Annotated in this window: 17 protein-coding genes and 1 tRNA gene; 13 read left to right on the top strand and 5 right to left on the bottom strand. The window is 63.6% G+C overall.

Annotation, left to right across the window (positions count from 1 at the left end; genetic code table 11):
- Nucleotides 1-18 precede the first annotated feature (18 nt).
- From rpoH to EL2594_RS01145, 6 genes are all read left to right on the top strand, one after another.
- On the top strand, nt 19-978 hold the full coding sequence (gene rpoH / locus EL2594_RS01170) for an RNA polymerase sigma factor RpoH (RefSeq protein ID WP_418904578.1): 960 nt from the start codon (nt 19-21) through the stop codon (nt 976-978).
- 87 nt (nt 979-1065) lie between these two features.
- On the top strand, nt 1066-1734 hold the full coding sequence (gene mtgA, locus EL2594_RS01165; RefSeq protein WP_011413202.1) for a monofunctional biosynthetic peptidoglycan transglycosylase: 669 nt from the start codon (nt 1066-1068) through the stop codon (nt 1732-1734).
- Between the two features lie 4 nt (nt 1735-1738).
- Complete coding sequence (locus tag EL2594_RS01160) at nt 1739-2695, top strand: cation diffusion facilitator family transporter (protein ID WP_011413201.1); 957 nt, start codon at nt 1739-1741, stop codon at nt 2693-2695.
- Entirely contained in the window at nt 2692-3261 is a 570-nt protein-coding gene (locus tag EL2594_RS01155) for a sigma-70 family RNA polymerase sigma factor (RefSeq protein WP_011413200.1), read from the top strand. Before EL2594_RS01160 ends, EL2594_RS01155 begins: the two co-directional genes overlap by 4 nt.
- Complete coding sequence (locus EL2594_RS01150; RefSeq protein ID WP_011413199.1) at nt 3258-3959, top strand: anti-sigma factor; 702 nt, start codon at nt 3258-3260, stop codon at nt 3957-3959. Before EL2594_RS01155 ends, EL2594_RS01150 begins: the two co-directional genes overlap by 4 nt.
- Before the next feature lie 111 nt (nt 3960-4070).
- Nucleotides 4071-4634: a fasciclin domain-containing protein gene (locus EL2594_RS01145; RefSeq protein ID WP_011413198.1), complete on the top strand. Its 564-nt coding sequence runs from the start codon at nt 4071-4073 to the stop codon at nt 4632-4634.
- A gap of 286 nt (nt 4635-4920) precedes the next feature.
- Here the strand turns inward: EL2594_RS01145 and EL2594_RS15260 are convergent, their stop codons facing one another.
- The 3 genes from EL2594_RS15260 to EL2594_RS01130 form a co-directional block, all read right to left on the bottom strand.
- A complete protein-coding gene (locus EL2594_RS15260; RefSeq protein ID WP_155805915.1) occupies nt 4921-5271 on the bottom strand; it encodes a DUF1648 domain-containing protein in 351 nt (116 codons plus the stop codon).
- Nucleotides 5272-5277: 6 nt separating this feature from the next.
- Nucleotides 5278-6549 (bottom strand): ATP-dependent Clp protease ATP-binding subunit ClpX, encoded by a 1272-nt coding sequence (clpX, locus tag EL2594_RS01135; RefSeq protein WP_011413196.1) that lies wholly within the window; start codon nt 6547-6549, stop codon nt 5278-5280.
- Between the two features lie 203 nt (nt 6550-6752).
- Nucleotides 6753-7457, bottom strand: coding sequence for an ATP-dependent Clp protease proteolytic subunit (locus EL2594_RS01130; RefSeq protein ID WP_011413195.1), 705 nt, complete (start codon nt 7455-7457; stop codon nt 6753-6755).
- Nucleotides 7458-7657: 200 nt separating this feature from the next.
- Here EL2594_RS01130 and EL2594_RS01125 point away from each other — a divergent pair, with 200 nt between their 5' ends.
- The 4 genes from EL2594_RS01125 to EL2594_RS01110 all read left to right on the top strand — a co-directional run bounded on the left by EL2594_RS01125 (nt 7658) and on the right by EL2594_RS01110 (nt 14987).
- On the top strand, nt 7658-9769 hold the full coding sequence (locus EL2594_RS01125; RefSeq protein ID WP_011413194.1) for a TonB-dependent receptor plug domain-containing protein: 2112 nt from the start codon (nt 7658-7660) through the stop codon (nt 9767-9769).
- Between the two features lie 210 nt (nt 9770-9979).
- A complete protein-coding gene (locus EL2594_RS01120; RefSeq protein WP_011413193.1) occupies nt 9980-12037 on the top strand; it encodes a TonB-dependent receptor plug domain-containing protein in 2058 nt (685 codons plus the stop codon).
- Between the two features lie 40 nt (nt 12038-12077).
- Nucleotides 12078-13604: an amidase gene (locus tag EL2594_RS01115; RefSeq protein WP_011413192.1), complete on the top strand. Its 1527-nt coding sequence runs from the start codon at nt 12078-12080 to the stop codon at nt 13602-13604.
- Between the two features lie 18 nt (nt 13605-13622).
- Nucleotides 13623-14987, top strand: a complete 1365-nt coding sequence (locus EL2594_RS01110; protein ID WP_011413191.1) for a cation:proton antiporter — start codon at nt 13623-13625, stop codon at nt 14985-14987.
- A gap of 54 nt (nt 14988-15041) precedes the next feature.
- Here the strand turns inward: EL2594_RS01110 and tig are convergent, their stop codons facing one another.
- Nucleotides 15042-16643 carry a trigger factor gene (tig, locus tag EL2594_RS01105; protein WP_011413190.1) on the bottom strand — a complete coding sequence of 534 codons (1602 nt, stop codon included), beginning with the start codon at nt 16641-16643 and terminating at the stop codon, nt 15042-15044.
- Between the two features lie 60 nt (nt 16644-16703).
- A tRNA-Leu gene (locus EL2594_RS01100) sits at nt 16704-16788 on the bottom strand.
- 157 nt (nt 16789-16945) lie between these two features.
- Between EL2594_RS01100 and EL2594_RS01095 the strand changes: the two genes are divergently transcribed.
- From EL2594_RS01095 to EL2594_RS01085, 3 genes are read left to right on the top strand one after another with little or no spacing between them, the layout of a single operon-like run.
- Nucleotides 16946-17134: a hypothetical protein gene (locus EL2594_RS01095; RefSeq protein ID WP_011413189.1), complete on the top strand. Its 189-nt coding sequence runs from the start codon at nt 16946-16948 to the stop codon at nt 17132-17134.
- Nucleotides 17135-17137: 3 nt separating this feature from the next.
- Nucleotides 17138-17323 (top strand): hypothetical protein, encoded by a 186-nt coding sequence (locus tag EL2594_RS01090; protein WP_011413188.1) that lies wholly within the window; start codon nt 17138-17140, stop codon nt 17321-17323.
- A gap of 50 nt (nt 17324-17373) precedes the next feature.
- Complete coding sequence (locus EL2594_RS01085; protein WP_011413187.1) at nt 17374-17676, top strand: DUF3297 family protein; 303 nt, start codon at nt 17374-17376, stop codon at nt 17674-17676.
- Nucleotides 17677-17688 lie beyond the last annotated feature (12 nt).

The following is a 17688-nucleotide window of genomic DNA, read 5'->3' as shown; positions in this document are numbered from 1 at the left end:
TGTGGCCCACCCGCACGGATGCCCAGCAGGGGTCCGGCATCTGAGGTCGACGCTAGAAAGGTTAGGGAAGACGTGAGCAAATCAAAAGCAGTCGCCATTCCGGCGCTGGGCGGTGAGCAGAGCCTCAACCGCTATCTCTCCGAAATCAAGAAATACCCCGTGCTGACCGCCGAGCAGGAATATATGCTCGCCAAGCGGTATCAGGAGCATGAGGATCCGGAAGCCGCCGCACAGCTGGTCTCCAGCCATCTGCGGCTCGTGGCCAAGATCGCGATGGGATATCGCGGCTACGGCCTGCCGGTCAGCGACCTCATTTCCGAAGGCAATGTCGGGCTGATGCAGGGCGTGAAAAAGTTCGAGCCCGATCGTGGCTTCCGCCTCGCGACCTATGCGATGTGGTGGATCAAGGCGAGCATGCAGGAGTTCATCTTGCGCAGCTGGTCGCTCGTAAAAATGGGCACCACCGCCGCGCAGAAGAAGCTGTTCTTCAACCTGCGCCGGATGAAGAAGCAGCTCGAGGCCTATGAAGACACCGACCTGAGCCCCGAAGACGTAACCAAGATCGCAACCGACCTCGGCGTGCCCGAGCAGGAAGTGATCAACATGAACCGCCGGATGATGATGGGCGGCGATGGCTCGCTCAACACACCGATGCGCAATGGCGAGGACGGCTCGGGCGAGTGGCAGGACTGGTTGACCGACGATCGCCCGCTGCAGGACGAGACCGTGGCCAACGCCGAAGAGGCGCAGGTCCGGCACGAAATGCTGGTCGAGGCGATGGACGCGCTCAACGAGCGTGAGCAGCACATCCTGACCGAACGCCGACTGACGGAAAACCCGCAGACGCTGGAAGAGCTCTCGCAGGTCTACGATGTCAGCCGCGAACGCATCCGCCAGATCGAGGTGCGCGCTTTCGAGAAGCTGCAGAAGGCGATGCAGCGGATCGCTGGCGAGAGGCTGCTGCCCGGCGCGGCGTAAGTCGTTTCGCGAATTCTTGACGAGGCCCCGTTCCTGCAAGGTCGGGGCCTCGTTGCATTTGGCGATAAGCGAACCTAATCCAGCGCCATGCTCTGGTTCGCCAAGTTCCTCACCAAAATCGTGCTCGGTTTCGTCGCGCTCAGCCTGTTGCTGGTGGTGCTGTTTAAATTCGTTCCGGTGCCGATCACGGCGACCATGGTGATGGACGAAAACGCCATTACCAAAGACTGGGAGCCGCTCAACAATATCGACCGAGACCTCGTACGCGCGGTGATCGCGGCGGAGGATGGCAAGTTCTGCCTGCACGGTGGGTTCGACACCGAAGCGATCGCGAAGGCGGCGGAAAACAATGCGCGTGGCGGGCGCATCCGTGGCGGCTCGACGATCAGCCAGCAGACCGCCAAAAATGTCTTCCTGTGGCAAGGCGGCGGCTATGTTCGCAAAGGCTTGGAGGCGTGGTTCACCGTGCTGATCGAATATATCTGGGGCAAGCGGCGGATCATGGAGGTTTATCTCAATATCGCCGAAATGGGGATCGGGACCTACGGCGCGGAAGCAGGCGCGCAAAGATACTTCCAGAAATCCGCAGCATCGCTGAGCGAGATCGAAGCCGCGCGCATGGCAGTCGCGCTGCCCCTGCCCAAGCAGCGCGCGGTCACCAATCCCGGCGGCTGGCTGCGCCGTCATGGCAATACGATTGCTGCGCGTATCGGCGTCGTGCGGCGTGACGGATTGGATTCCTGCGTCTACGACTAGGGTAATGGGCGCGACACACCCACAACACGGGCATGCCCCCTCGCAAGGGCACGAGCATGGGCTCAGCCATGGCCATAATCATGGCCATGGGCATCACCACCACGCACCCAAGGATTTCGGTCGCGCGTTCGCGATCGGCGTGGTTCTCAATACCGCTTTTGTCATCGTCGAAGCGACTTATGGCTTCCTGTCGGGCTCGATGGCGCTGGTCGCGGATGCCGGGCACAATTTGTCTGACGTGATGGCGCTTCTGCTCGCCTGGGCCGCGGCCGTGGCTGCGAAGAAGCCGCCGTCCGGACGCTTCACATATGGCTACAAGAGCTCGACCATCCTTGCCGCGATCGCCAATGCCGCGCTGCTGTTCGTCGCCATCGGCGCCATCCTGTTCGAGACCATGCATCGCCTGCTCGACCCGCAACCGGTCGAAGGCTGGACCATGATCGTGGTTGCGGGAATCGGGGTGGTCATCAACACAGCGACGGCGCTGCTGTTCGTGAAGGGCCAGCACGACATCAACATCCGCGGCGCGTTCCTGCATATGGCGGCGGATGCGCTGGTCTCGGTGGGGGTGGTGATTGCCGGGGCGGCGATCCTGCTGACCGGCATGCTCTGGATCGATCCGGCGACCAGCCTGGTGATCGTCGCGGTGATCGCCTGGGGCACCTGGGGCCTGGCCAAGGACAGCATCAAGATGGGCCTCAACGCTGTGCCCGACAGCATCTGCGAGAAGGAAGTGGAAAGCTTCCTGATCGGGCAGCCGGGCGTCTCGCTGGTGCACGACCTCCATATCTGGCCCATGAGCACCACGGAAACCGCGCTTACCGCGCATCTCGTCATGCCCGATGGCAGCAATGGTGATGAGTTCCTGACCGCGCTCTCCGCCCGGCTACGCGAGAGGTTCAAGATCGATCACGCGACGATCCAGATCGAGCGCAGTGCGGACTGCGGGGGCGGCTGTTGAGCGACGATCGCGCCACTGCAGCCCGCGAGAAATTGCGCGCGGCCATGGTGCGGTTGTCCGAAGGCGATCGCGCGGCGCTGGAAGAGATCTATAGCGCGACTCATGCGAAGCTTTTCGGCATTTGCCTGCGTATCTTGAAGGACCGCAAGGAGGCCGAGGACGCATTGCAGGATGTCTATCTTACTCTGTGGCGGCGCGCAGACCGCTTCGAACCCAAGGCTGCCAGCCCGATCAGCTGGCTGGCCACTTTCGCGCGTAATCGAGCCATCGACCGCCTGCGCACCGGCAAGGTTCGCGCAGGCGCCGTACCGGTCGATGAAGCGATGGAGCTCGCCGACGAGGCGCCCCGCGCAGACCGGCTGCTGGAAGACGCGGAACGCTCCGCGCGCATCCATCACTGCCTCGATGAACTGGAAGAACCGACGCGGTCCTCGATCCGTAGTGCATTCCTCGAAGGGCGGACCTATGCTGAACTCGCTGAAGAAAGCGACACGCCGCTCGGCACGATGAAAAGCCGTATCCGACGCGGCCTCGCCAAACTCAAGACCTGCCTCGATTACCAATGACCGATACAGATACTCTTGCCGCGGAATACGCTTTGGGCCTTCTCGAAGGGGAAGACCTGCTGCGCGCGCGCGGGATGCAGGCGAACGATCCGGTGTTCGCGGAAGCGGTCGAGAAATGGGAGACCCATCTCGGTCCGCTGCTGGACGATGTGCCCAGCGCCGAACCGCGACCAGACCTGTGGCACGCAATCGAAGCCAGGCTCAATGCCGACACGGATACCGGCGACACTGTCATTTCGCTGGAACGGCAGGTCGTACGCTGGAAGTGGCTTGCCGGCCTCAGTTCGGTAGCGGCCGCGGTCCTGCTCGCGTTGACATTTCTGCCTGTCGGCACCCAGCCCGGGCCACCGCCCGTGGAGACCACAACGCTGGCGTCCTCAATCCCGGTAGGCGAGTCAGGGCTGCGGCTCGAAGTTACCTATCTCGGCGGCGAGCGCGAATTGCTCGTTTCCGCTGCTGGCCTGTCCGCCGACGGCGTGCACGATCACGAGCTTTGGGTAGTCCCTGCGGAAGGGTCGGCGCAGTCGCTTGGCGTGGTCGCGCCGGGCGAAATCAGGCGCACCTCGCTCGACGAAGGGCTGGCAGCACAATTGGTCGATGGGGCGGACCTCGTTTTGACCCGCGAACCGCTCGGCGGGGCCCCTGCCGACGGAGAGGTTGGCCCGATCGTCGCGCGCGGCGAATTCACCGCGCTCTGAACAGTTTCTTTCAAGAATTGCAAAACCCAATGCATCCCCCGCCCGGGTCGATGCGTATCTCCTATGCCAGGTTGGACGGGGCCTTTGGCGAAATAACAGGAGAGAATAGCCATGTCGTTCACCAAGAAAGCCCTCGCCGCTGCATCCGCCTTCGCCCTATTGGGCGGCGGAGCCGTCGCGCTGACACAGCCGGTCGTGGCGCATGATCACAAGTCTGCGGAGAAGAGCGCGCCGACCATCGTCGGTGTCGCGCAGAGCACCGGCGTTCACACTACGCTTGTCGCCGCGGTCCAGGCAGCCGGTCTTGTCGAAACGCTGTCGGGCAACGGCCCTTTCACCGTCTTCGCGCCGACCGACGATGCCTTCGGCAAGCTGCCGCACGGCACGGTGGACACGCTGCTGCTGCCCGAAAACAAGGCCACGCTGACCAATGTGCTGACCTACCACGCCGTGGCCGGCAGTGTGACAGCAGCCGACCTTGTGGGTCAGATCGAGCAGGCGCGCGGCGCGATCACCGTCGATACGCTTGCCGGTGAAAAACTCACCGTTTCGCGCTTCGGCGACACGCTCGCGATCACCGACGCGACCGGTCGCACCACCGTGGTGGCGACCGCAGACGTAAAAGCCTCCAACGGCATCGTGCATGTCGTTGACGGCGTCTTCCTGCCGGGCTGATCCACCCCTGACGCCCGCAGGTGCGCGGGGCCGGCATTGCCCCCACCCCCAGTGAAGGCAGCGCGATCTGCAGCCCGCGCCTAAGAAGAACCCCGTCCGGCATCCTCCAGCCGGGCGGGGTTCGATGCTTTGATAGGCGCAGCCGGACGCGACGGCGAGTTCGGTCCAGGTGCGCCCGCCCGTCAACGCGAGCAGCGTGGAGAAATGGCGGCGCTATGGCGAAGGCACCGAGCGCCCGACTGCGCAGCGGGGGGCTACGGACTGACGCTGCGAATGGACAAGCGGGCTAACGCTCGCCGGTATCCTGCTCCCGCGCCCACCTGCTCAGAAGCCAGAGGACGAAGCCTTGCCCGCCGAGAAGCGAGGCAGCGGCAATGAGGATGCCCATCATCGGATCGCCGTTTTGCATTTCCGGCGGGACGATCCAGAACAGCACGGCTGCACCGAACATGCTGAATGAAAAGAGCACCGGCAGGAACCATGCCATGAACGAGCGTGGGGCCACTCTGGTCGCACGGCCCCCCACATCGTAGTGTGCCGGAACTTGGTCAAACCGCGCGTATCTGGCGTTCGTCCAGACACCAGAACCGACGAGGAGGGCGATCGTCACTGCGGCAACAGTGACAATCTCGAGCACCGAGGCCTACGCCGCCTCTTCCTTCTTGCCGTCATCATCGTTGGACACGACGCGGATCGGCTCTTTCTTGCCTTCCACCACGTCGGCGTCGATCACGACTTCGCTGATATCGTCCAGATCGGGCAGGTCGAACATCGTGTCGAGCAGGATACCTTCGACGATCGAGCGGAGGCCGCGCGCGCCGGTCTTGCGCAGGATCGCGCGTTCGGCGATCGCCTGCAGCGCCTCGTCGGTGAAGGTCAGTTCGACATCTTCGAGCTCGAACAGCTTGCTGTATTGCTTGACGATGGCGTTCTTCGGTTCCTGCAGGATCGTGACCAGCGCATCGACATCGAGATCGTGCAGCGTGGCGATGACCGGCAGACGGCCGACGAATTCCGGGATCAGGCCGAACTTGAGCAGATCTTCCGGTTCGCTCTTTTCCAGAAGTTCACCAACTTTGCGCTTATCGGGGTCGGCAACATGTGCGCCGAAGCCGATCGAGCGCTTCTGCAAGCGGTCGGCGATGATCTTGTCGAGACCGGCGAACGCGCCGCCGCAGATGAACAGGATGTTGGTCGTATCGACCTGCAGGAACTCCTGCTGCGGATGCTTGCGGCCACCCTGCGGCGGGACCGAAGCGGTCGTGCCTTCCATCAGCTTGAGCAACGCCTGCTGCACGCCCTCGCCCGACACGTCGCGGGTGATCGAGGGGTTTTCCGCCTTGCGGGTGATCTTGTCGATCTCGTCGATATAGACGATGCCGTGCTGCGCCTTGTCGACATTGTAGTCGCTCGCCTGCAGCAGCTTGAGGATGATGTTCTCGACGTCTTCACCCACGTAACCCGCCTCGGTCAGTGTGGTGGCATCGGCCATGGTGAAAGGCACGTCGAACGTGCGCGCCAGCGTTTGCGCCAGCAGCGTCTTGCCCGAACCGGTCGGCCCGACCAGCAGGATGTTCGACTTGGCCAGTTCCACCCCATCCGCCTTGCCGCTGTGCTTCAGGCGCTTGTAATGGTTGTGGACCGCAACCGAGAGCACGCGCTTGGCACGGTCCTGGCCGATGACGTAATCGTTGAGCGTCGCGCAGATTTCTGACGGCGCGGGAACATCGCCTTCCTTGCGACCGGTCAGGCCGGCCTTGGTTTCTTCGCGAATGATGTCGTTGCACAGCTCGACGCATTCATCGCAGATGAACACGGTCGGACCGGCGATCAGCTTGCGCACTTCGTGCTGCGACTTGCCGCAGAAGCTGCAATACAGCGTCGATTTGCTATCGGTTCCGCTCAATTTCGTCATATCCTAAGCTTTCCGGCCCCGGGCCGGAGGGCTCAGGGGATTCGCCGGAATGTATCGTTCATAGCGGCGATTACAACCACCGCCTATAGCACGGCCACCTTAACATTCGCCTGTAGGGCCGCAGTTACCGCGATCTTGCGATGCCCTGTCCCGGGCTGGGGCGGACCGCGGCGGCAGGGGTTAACGCCCCCGCGCCTGCCGGGTCACTCGGGCGCGCCGCCCGATCCCTCTTCCTTGTCGCCGCCTTCATTCTCCGGACGGGTCTCGAAAACCTTGTCGACGAGGCCGAATTTCATCGCCTCTTCCGCTTCGAGGAAGGTGTCGCGATCCATCGCTTTTTCGATGTCGGCGAGCTTCTGGCCGGTATACTTGACGTAGAGATCGTTCATGCGCTTGCGGATGCGCAGGATTTCGCGGGCCTGGATCTCGATGTCGGAGGCCATGCCGCGCGCGCCGCCCGACGGCTGGTGGACCATGATCCGCGCATTGGGCAGCGCAACACGCATCCCCGGCTCGCCCGCCGCGAGCAGGAAACTGCCCATGCTGGCGGCCTGGCCCATGCAGACGGTCGAAACCTTGGGTTTGATATACTGCATGGTATCGTGGATCGCCATGCCGGCCGTCACCACGCCGCCGGGCGAGTTGATATACATGCTGATCGGCTTGGACGGGTTCTCGCTTTCCAGGAACAGCAGCTGCGCAGTGATCAACGAGGCCATGCCGTCTTCGACCTGGCCGGTCACGAAGACGATCCGTTCGCGCAGCAGGCGGCTGAAAATATCGAAGCTGCGCTCGCCGCGGCTGGTCTGCTCGACGACCACCGGCACCAGCGCGCCCGTGAGCGGGTCGCGGGTGAACTGGCCCTGTGTGCCGTGGGTTTCGCCAAGCTGTTCGCGGACATCGATCATCGGGAAGGCTTCCTATAGGTTTGGTGTTGGCGACTTATGTTGTCCGTGGCGTGGCGATGTTCAACCCCCTTAACCCTTCGCCTGTGAACAGCTTCCGCCGCACCGGCGAGGCGAGCCGGGAACAATCGGGAATGATTTCTTTTGTAACCACATGGATGGCGCTAGGGCACGCGCCCCGGCCTCTGTTTGGACTGCAAGACTTGAAACCCCGCACCTTCCGCTCTCTACTGCTCGGCGCAGCGCTGGCCGCACTCGCGCCTGCGGCAGCGCTCGCGCAAGCCGACGAGACAACCGCGGAAGCCGACGAGCCGCCCGCCGGCTCCGTCGCCCGTACGGGACAGGGGCAGGTGTACGGGCCTGAGTATTTTGCGCAATTCGCTCCGCGTACTGCGCTCGACATGATCGAGCAGGTTCCCGGCTTCCAGATCAGCGGAGGCGGCGGTGGCGACGGCGGCCGCGGGCTGGGCCAGGCCAACGAGAACGTCATCGTCAACGGCGAGCGGCTGTCCAGCAAGAGCGACAGCGCGCGCAGTCAGTTACAGCGCATCCCGGCGAGCGACGTGCTGCGCATCGAAATCGTCGACGGCACCAGCCTCGACCTGCCCGGCCTTTCCGGCCAGGTCGCCAATGTCGTCGTCGACCTGCAGGGAATTGCCGGCTCTTTCCAATGGAAGTTCCGCGCCCGCACGACGGCGGTCGATCCGGAATGGTATGGCGGCGAAATATCGATCGCGGGCAAGACCGGCGCACTCGCCTTCACCGTGGCGTTGCAGAACGACAATAACCGTTTCGGGGCCGAAGGGCCGACCGTGATCGTCGATGGCGACGGGGCGTTGCTGCAGGAGGAGGACACAGTGTTTGTCGGCGCCTTCGACAAGCCGACGCTGACCGCCAATCTCGGTTACGATTTCGGCAACGATGTTTCCGCCACGCTCAACCTCACCTACGCGCGCAGCTATTTCCGGCGGAACGAAGACGAAGCGCTCACCGGGCCGCTGATCGATCCGAACCTGCGCGCCATCCGCACGGGCGAGGATGGATACGAGTACGAAATCAGCGGCGATGTGTCCTTCCCGCTTGGCGCGGGGCGAGTGAAGCTGATCGGGGTCGAGCGCTTCGACAGCGAGGATTTCAGCCAGCAGGTCGTCGCGACATTCGACGATTTCACGATCCTGCCGACCGGCAGCCGCTTCACCCGCAACGACGGGGTTGGCGAGCGGATCGGGCGGGCCGAGTACAATTTCCCGCTATGGGGCGCGGACTGGCAGATCGCGGGCGAGGCCGCCTTCAACCGGCTCGACCGCGTATCCGGCCTGTTCGAACTCGATGCGGCGGGCAATTTCGTCGAGCTCGACTTCCCCGCAGGCACCGGCGGCGTGACCGAGGATCGCTACGAGGTCTCAGCCAGCGTCAGCAAGCCGATCACCGACCGCCTGAGTTTCCAGGCGACGGGTGCTTACGAATTCTCCACGCTCAAGCAGACGGGCAGCGCGGCCAACACCCGCAGTTTCGCCCGCCCGAAAGGCTCGGCCTCGCTGGCTTGGAACAATGGCGAGGGCCTCGACCTGACGCTGACGCTGGAACGCCGCGTGGGCCAGCTTTCCTTCGGCGACTTCCTCGCCCGCGTCTTCCTCGACGATGACAATGCCAATGCCGGCAACAACGAACTGGTGCCCTCCCAGACATGGGAAGTGACCGTCGAGGTCAACAAGTCGCTCGGCGCCTGGGGGTCGACCACGTTCCTCTACGAACAGCGCTGGATCGAGGACATAATCGATATCGTCCCGCTGCCAGGCGGCGGGGAATCGCGCGGCAACATTCCCTCCGCCCGGCGGACCGAGATGGAATGGACGACGACGCTCAAGATGGAGCCGATCGGCTGGACCGGCGCGCAGTTCGATATCCGGCTGGAGTACGAGGAAGGCGAAGTGCGCGATCCGCTGACCGGCGAGCTGCGCGACTTCTCCAACGGCCGCGATCGCGAGATCGAGGTCGATTTCCGCCACGACATCCCCGGCTCGCAAATCGCCTATGGCGGCGGGATCGAATACAATCGCGACCGCCCCTATTTCCGCACCGCCGAGATCGGGCGCGAACAGGACGGGCCGACCTTCGCCAACGTGTTTATCGAGCACAAGGACCTGTTCGGGCTGACCGCGCGAGCGACGCTCGGCAATATCCTGGGCGGGCGCCAGCTGTTCCAGCGCACCGTGTTCGACGGCTTTCGCGACACCGCACCGGTGCTGTTCATCGAGGATCGCGACCGCCGCATCGGCCCGATCTTCCGTCTGGATGTCAGCGGAAACTTCTGATTTGCAGCGATAATTCGCACAGATATGCCGTTCGACGCCGGCGAAAAGCGCTTCGTCGGGTGTTGCACGAATTGCATGTCACTAATCCGGACGAAACGGCTTTCGGTCGATGACTACTTTTGTAATCGATCGCTTTGTTGAAGGTAGCCCACACTTCGAAAGCCGTGAGGGACGGGAATTTTGGCTTATACCCCCATAGCGCGCTCGTGCGTGTCGACCATTGCTCTTTGTGCATTTCTGACTACGCCGCTAGCGGCACAAGAGGACGACGCGAGCGCGCCTGCGCCCGCAGCGGCCGACGCGCAGGGCCAGGTTTTCGAGCCGGCCTATTTCGAACAATTCGCACCGCGCAACGCGCTCGACATGGTCAGCCGCATTCCCGGCTTCACCATCGACGACGGCAATCGCGGCCAGCGCGGACTCGGCCAGGCGAACCAGAATGTGATCGTCAACGGCGAGCGGTTCTCGAGCAAATCCGACAGCCTGCGCGACCAGTTGCAGCGCATTCCGGCGGCCGACGTGGTGCGGATCGAGATTCTCGACGGGACGACGCTGGATATTCCCGGCCTGTCGGGCCAGGTCGCCAACATCGTCACCAGCAGTACCGGCACGTCGGGCCAGTTCACCTGGCGCAGCGGTTTCCGCGCCTACAACACCGAAGCGCAGCTTTACGGGGGCGAGGTTTCGCTGACCGGCAGCAGCGGCGCGCTCGACTACACGGTCGCACTGTCGAACGACAACAACCGCTTCGGTGCCGACGGGCCGACGCTGATCACCGACGCCGATGGCGCGCTGATCGAGGAACAGTTCAGCAAGTTTTCCGGCAAGTTCGATAATCCGAAGCTGGCGACCAATTTCACTTACGATTTCGGCGGCGAGACGGTAGCCAACCTCAACCTCAGCTATCGCGAGGACTATTTCTCCGCACTCGAGCCGGAGACTGGCACCGATCCGACCGGTCTTGTGCGCACTCGCGATGCCCGCCGCAGCGAAGACGGGCCCGAATACGAGATTGGGGGTGATATCGAGTTTCCTTTCGGTCCGGGCAAGCTCAAACTGATCGGGCTGGAGCGTTTCGAACGCGACAACTTCACCAGCAGTGTCGTCGACGCGTTCAGCGACGGGAGGCAATCCACCGGCTTCCGTTTCGACCAGGTCAACGAGGCCGGCGAGCGGATCGGGCGGTTCGAATATGGCTGGAACATGTGGTCGGCGGACTGGCAGCTGTCCGGCGAGGCCGCGTTCAACCGTCTCGACCGTGCCTCGCGCCTGTTCGAACTCGATGCCGGCGGGAATTTCGTCGAACTTGCCTTCCCTGCCGGCACCGGCGGCGTGACCGAGGATCGCTACGAAGGCATCCTGAGCTTCTCCAGGCAGCTGACATCCAAGCTTTCGATGCAGGCCAGCGGCGGGATGGAATACTCGAAGATCGAGCAGACCGGCTCGGCGGCCAATTCGCGCAGTTTCCAGCGTCCGAAGGGTTCGGTTTCGCTGGCGTGGAAGCCGGAAAACGATTTCGACATGACGCTGGAGGTGCGGCGCAGCGTTGGCCAGCTCTCCTTCGGCGACTTCCTCGCCAGCGTTTCGCTCAACAACGACAATATCAACGGCGGCAATAACGAATTGCAGCCCGACCAGAGCTGGAACGTCGAACTGGAAGTCAACAAGGGTCTGGGCGCCTGGGGGTCTGCCAAGCTGCAATTGCGGCAGGCGTGGTTCGAGGATTTCGTCGATTTCTTCCCGCTTCCGCTCGGCGGCGAGGCGCGCGGCAATATCGGCAACGCCAAACGCTTCCATGCCGAGCTCAACACCACGCTCAAAGGCGAGCCGATCGGTTTTGACGGCGCGCGGCTGGAAATCCGCGCGATCAAGCGCTGGATGGACATCACGGATCCCTTCACCGGCGAAAACCGCCCCTTCTCCTTCGACCTCAATGCCCTGCTCGACGTGGATTTTCGCCATGACATACCGAACAGCGACTGGGCCTGGGGCAGCGGTATTTTCACTGCCGACAACGCGCCTTATTCGCGTCGGCGCGAAGTGGGCCGCGATTACGAGGGGCCGACCTTCATGAACGTCTTCGTCGAGCACAAGGACGTGTTCGGGCTGACGGTGAATGCGAGCTACGGCAACGTGCTCGGCGCGCGCAACAAGTTCGAACGCACGGTCTTCGCCGGCGACCGGCCGGGCGCGCCGATCCTGTTCCGCGAAGTGCGCGACCGCCGCATCGGGCCGATCTTCCGCTTCAGCGTCAGCGGCAGCTTCTAAGGCCTTGCATCGTACCGCAGGGGTGGCACTCTGCCGCGCGATGAAGATTTTTGCACCGCTGATCGCCCTGACGCTCACCGCGCCTGTCCTCGCGCAGGAGGCCGCCGGTCTGCCGCCGCTGCCCGGCACCAGCGCGGCGCAACAGGCGGCGGAGCAACAGCTGGCAAGGATTGCCACGCTTGACGATGCCGGGCCCGAGCTCAATGCGGTCATCGTGGTCAACCCCGCCGCGCCCGCGCAGGCGCGCGCCGCCGAAGCGGCCGGCCTGCCGCTCGGCGGGATGACCGTGCTGGTGAAGGACAATATCGAGACCCGCGACATGCCGACGACGGCTGGCAGCCTGCTCCTCGCCGACAATGCCACCGGCCGCGATGCCCCGCTCGTCGCGCGCATCCGCGCGGCGGGCGGCGTGATACTCGGCAAGACCAATCTCAGCGAATGGGCCAATTTCCGCGGCGACGATTCGACCAGCGGCTGGAGCGGGGTCGGCGGGCTGACAAGGAACCCGCACGCGACCGACCGCAACGCCTGTGGCTCGTCCTCGGGCAGCGGCGCGGCGATTGCCGCGGGCTTCGCGTGGGGCGCGATCGGGACGGAGACGAACGGCTCGATCACCTGCCCGGCCTCGATAAACGGGATCGTCGGTTTCAAGCCCACGGTCGGTTTCGTCAGCCGCACGCACGTGGTGCCGATCGCGGCGACGCAGGACACCGCCGGGCCGATGACCATCGACACCTACCGCGCGGCGATGCTGATGAACGCGATGACGGGCAGCGACCCGCTCGACCCGGTGACCGCCGAAGCCGACGCGCGCAAGGTCGATTTCACCGAGGGAATGCTCGACGCCGGCCTCGCCGGGGTGCGTATCGGCGTGATGCGCGAACAGATCGGCAATCGCGCCGATGTCGCCGCGCTGTTCGAGCAGGCGCTGACGGACATGGAGCGCGCTGGCGCGGTGCTGGTCGATATCGAGTTCAACCCCGACCGTGCGATGTTCCGCGACAGCTTTGCCGTGCTGCTCTACGAATTCCGCGAAGGAATCGATGCCTACCTGCAAGCCCTGCCGCGCAACCGGGCCAGCGATGCGCTGCTGCCGCGCAGCCTGCAGGAGCTGGTCGAGGGCAATGAAGCGGCTGGCGAAGCCGAGCTGCGCTGGTTCGGGCAGCAATTGTTCGAACAGGCGCTCGAAGCGACCGACACCGCGGCCTATGAAACCGCGCGCGAAAACGCGGTCCGCATTGCGGGCGAGGAAACGATCGACCGGCTGCTGGCCGATTTCGATGTCGAGTTCCTCGTCGCGCCCACTCGCGGCCCTGCCTGGGTCAGCGACCTGGTGGTGGGAGACAATTTCAACAGTTCGATCGGCTTCGGCAGCCCGGCGGCCATTGCCGGCTATCCCCACCTGACGGTGCCGATGGGCCAAGTCGAAGGCCTGCCGGTCGGGCTTTCGATCATCGGCGCGAAGTGGGAAGATCACGCCGTGCTGAAGGCGGGCAGCGCCTATGAAAGGATCCGCATGGCCGAACTGCCGGTCCCGACATTCCGTCCGTGGACCCCGGAGCGTTAATCTGCGTTAATAGCGGGTATGCTCGATCTCGACCCGCGGATTATCATTCTCGCCCTGTTCGGCCTCGGGCTAATTCTCTCCGTCGGCCTCGAGCGGTGGTTGTCGGACCGCTATCTGTCCCTGCCGATCATCTATGTGGGCTTGGGCTATGCCGCCTTCGCCCTGCCGCTCGGCCTGCCGAGCATCGACCCGACCGCCGATGCCTTCGATGCGATCACGCTCGAATATGTCACCGAGTTCATCGTGATTGCGTCTCTCGCCGGTGCCGGGATCGCCATCGACCGCCCGGTCACCTGGCAGAACTGGCGCCAGATCTGGCCGCTGCTCGCGATCGCCATGCCGATCACGATCGTCGGCGTCGCCATGCTCGGGTGGTGGGGACTCGGCCTGGCACCAGCGAGTGCGATATTGCTCGGCGCATGCCTCGCGCCGACCGATCCGGTGCTGGCGCGCAGCGTCCAGGTCGGGCCGCCGGGCGAGAACCAGCGGCATGATGTGCGTTTCAGCCTCACCGTGGAGGCCGGCCTCAACGATGGTCTCGCCTTCCCCTTTACCTATCTTGCCATCGCCGCCGTCGGCATGACCGCGCTCGGCGGATGGACGCTGGAATGGTTCGCGCTCGATGTCGGTTGGCGCATCTTTGCCGGGATAGCGGTCGGCTATGCGGTCGGGCGTGCCGGGGCCTGGTATGTCTTCGAGCGCGATATCGACAACATTGCCGAGACAGAAGCGGAGGAAGACGACGATGCGCCGCTGAAATATTCGACGTCCGAGGGGCTTATCGTCCTGGGCACGCTGCTGACGGCCTATGGACTGGCGGAGATCGTCGAAGGTTACGGCTTCCTCGCCGTCTTCGTGGGCGCCGTCACGGCGAGGCAGCGCGAGAACGCCAGCCGCTATCACAAGATCAGCCACCACTTCATCGACCAGATCGAAAAGATCGTGCTGGTGGGCGTGCTGTTCGCCTTCGGCGGCATGCTGGCGAGCGGGGTATTGTCGGCGCTGACATGGCCGGGAGTGCTGATCGGGCTGGCGCTGATCTTCGTCATCCGCCCGATCGGCGGTTTGATTTCGGAGGCGTTCTGCGACCTGCCCCTGCCCGGCCGCGTCGCCATCGCCTTTCTCGGCATACGCGGCATGGGGTCGATCTATTACCTCGCCTATGGGCAGAACAATGCCGACTTCGCGCAGATCGACGTGCTGTGGGCGGTCGTCAGCTTCACCATCCTCGCCTCCATCGTCATTCACGGCGTTTCTTCCGCCGGCCTCATGCGCTGGATCGAAATCCGTAAGGCGCATGTCCATCGCGGGCAGGAACACACGATGGATTGCCTGACGCCCGACCAGAAGCGGATCGCCGTCGAAGGGCGGGTCGACCAATAGGGAACGCCGCCGAACCCCGGGGCTCGGCGGCGCTGAATTTCCCTCTAGGAGCGCTTATTTTTTGGCAGCAGGCTTCTTGGCCGGAGCCTTTTTCGCGGCTGGCTTCTTTGCCGGAGCCTTCTTCTCGGCGGGCTTCTTGGTGGAAGCCTTCTTTGCCGGGGCTTTCTTGGCGGGCGCCTTCTTGGCGGCAGGCTTCTCGTCGCCGTCCTTGGCAGCGGCTTTCTTCGCGGGTGCCTTTTTGGCCGGGGCCTTTTTCGCAGCAGCCTTCTTGGGCTCGGCTTTCTTGGCCGGAGCCTTCTTCTTCGCAGCCGGCTTCTTCTCTTCTTCGGCTTCCGCTTCGATCGCGGCTTCGAGTTCCTCGCGCGTCACTTCGCGGTCGGTGACCTCGGCCTTGTCGAACAGGAAGTCGACGACCTTGTCTTCATACAGCGGCGCGCGCAGCTGGGCCGCGGCCATCGGATCCTGCTGGATGAATTGCATGAAGCGCTCGCGATCTTCCTCGCGATATTGCTGCGCCGCCTGCATCGTCAGCATGGACATTTCCTGCTGGCTGATCTCGACGCCATTGGCCTGGCCGATCTCCGACAACAGCAGGCCCAGCCGTACGCGGCGTTCGGCGATCGCGCGGTAATCGTCCTTCTCGGCTTCGATTTCCTTCAGCGCCTTGTCCGGGTCTTCTTCCTGCGCGGCTTCCTGCTGCAGCTGGTTCCAGATCTGCTCGAATTCAGCGTCGACCATGCCTTCCGGCACCGGGAAATCGTGCCCGGCGGCGAGCTGGTCGAGCAGCGAACGCTTCATCGCGGTACGGGTCAGGCCGTTGGTTTCCTGCTCCAGCTGGCCGCGGATCAATTCCTTCAGCTTGTCGAGGTTTTCTAGGCCCAGGTTGGCGGCAAACTCGTCATCGATCGTGGTGTCGGTCTCGACCTTCACCTGCTTAACCTTGACGTCGAACTGGGCCTCCTTGCCAGCCAGGTTCTCGGCCTGGTAATCCTTGGGGAAAGTGACCGTGATGGTCTTCTCGTCGCCCGTCTTCACGCCCTTGAGCTGCTCTTCGAAGCCCGGGATGAAGGTGCCCGATCCCAGTACCAGCGGGGCATCTTCGGCCTTGCCGCCTTCGAACTCGACACCGTCGACCGAACCGGTGAAGTCGATGATCAGCTGGTCCCCGTCAGCAGCCTTCCTGGTCTTGGCGGCATCCTTGTAGCTCTTGTTCTGGCCGGCAATGCGCTCGATGGTTTCCATCACCTGCTCATCCGACACCGGAACGGTCAGCCGCTCCAACTTCAGGTCATCGATGCTCGGAGCTTCGACCTTCGGCAGAATTTCGAGGCTGACAGAGACGACAGCGTCCTTGCCCTGCTCGTAATCCTCGTTGAGGTCGATCTTGGGCTGCATCGCGGGACGCAGTTCCTTTTCCTTTATCAACGCATCGACCGAATCGCGGATCGAGTCGTTGATGACCTGCGCGTGCATTTGCTCGCCATGCATCTTGCGGACCAGATTGGCCGGCACCTTGCCCGGGCGGAAACCCGGCATCCGCACTTGCGGGGCGACTTTCTTCACCTCGGCGTCGATCTTGGCATCGATTTCCTTGGCGGTCAGCGTCAGCTTGTAGGCGCGCTTGAGGCCCTCATTCGTGGTCTCTTTGGTTTGCATAACGTTTGGTCTTTGCGCTCTTTCGAATAATGCTCTGTGTGGAGGCCTACGGCGGCGGACTGGTGCGGGCGAAGGGACTCGAACCCCCACATCTTTCGATACTGGTACCTAAAACCAGCGCGTCTACCAGTTCCGCCACGCCCGCAAACCCGAACGAAGCCGCGCGTTGCACCGCAGTGCACCGCGTTGAAGGCGCGCCTCTAATGGGGTTCGCCAAAAAGGGCAAGCTGTAGGTACGGATGCGACGAACCGACGGAACTTGGCGGGCCGTCCGGCAGTTTAATTTCCGAGAGGAGACCGTCGTGGAAGATTTCAGCAAGACGCAAACGCCGGGCGCGCATCTCGCGACGCATGACCCCAAAGAAGGCGACCTGACGCCGAAGGAAGGGTCTGCGGCGGACATGAACGCTGCCAAACCGCTCGTTTCCTGGCGCAACGAAGAAACGCTTGGGCGGCCCAACCGTTCATCCAGCCGATCCGGACAGGAATAGACCATGGCCACGACCCCTGATCCGGCGCCGGACCGCATCGAGCCGTCTGCACCGCCCGAGACGCCCGTCACACCAAACCCCGATCAGCCGGATCCCCGCCCCGACGAGATCGAACCGCCGGTTCCAGACACCGATCACCCCGGCGTGCATCCCGACGAGACCCCGCCGGATCGCCAGCGCAGCCTCTGAGTCAGCAAGAGGATTGCCACAGCCCCCTGCGCGAATTATCGGCCAGCGGCATGAGCGAAAACGAAACGAACGACGCTGCCGCGGCAGCCGACACGCCCCCCGATCACCTGTCCGTCAATCCGCGCAGCCCGGCTTTCAACGCCGAGGCCTTGCAGCGAGGCGTAGGTATCCGTTTCAAGGGGCGCCAGCGCACCGATATCGAGGAATATTCAGTCTCTGAAGGCTGGGTCCGGGTACAGGCCGGCAAGACCGTTGACCGCAAAGGCCAGCCCCTGACGCTCAAGCTGAAGGGCAAGGTCGAGGCCTGGTACGAGGATCTCGGCGACAATCCGCCGGTCGCCAAGAAGGGCTGAATTGGGCCGGGG

It is taken from the genome of Erythrobacter litoralis HTCC2594, assembly GCF_000013005.1.
Taxonomy (GTDB): domain Bacteria; phylum Pseudomonadota; class Alphaproteobacteria; order Sphingomonadales; family Sphingomonadaceae; genus Parerythrobacter; species Parerythrobacter litoralis_A.
Note: the sequence above shows the minus strand (reverse complement) of the source record. Positions and strands in the feature narration are given on the sequence as shown.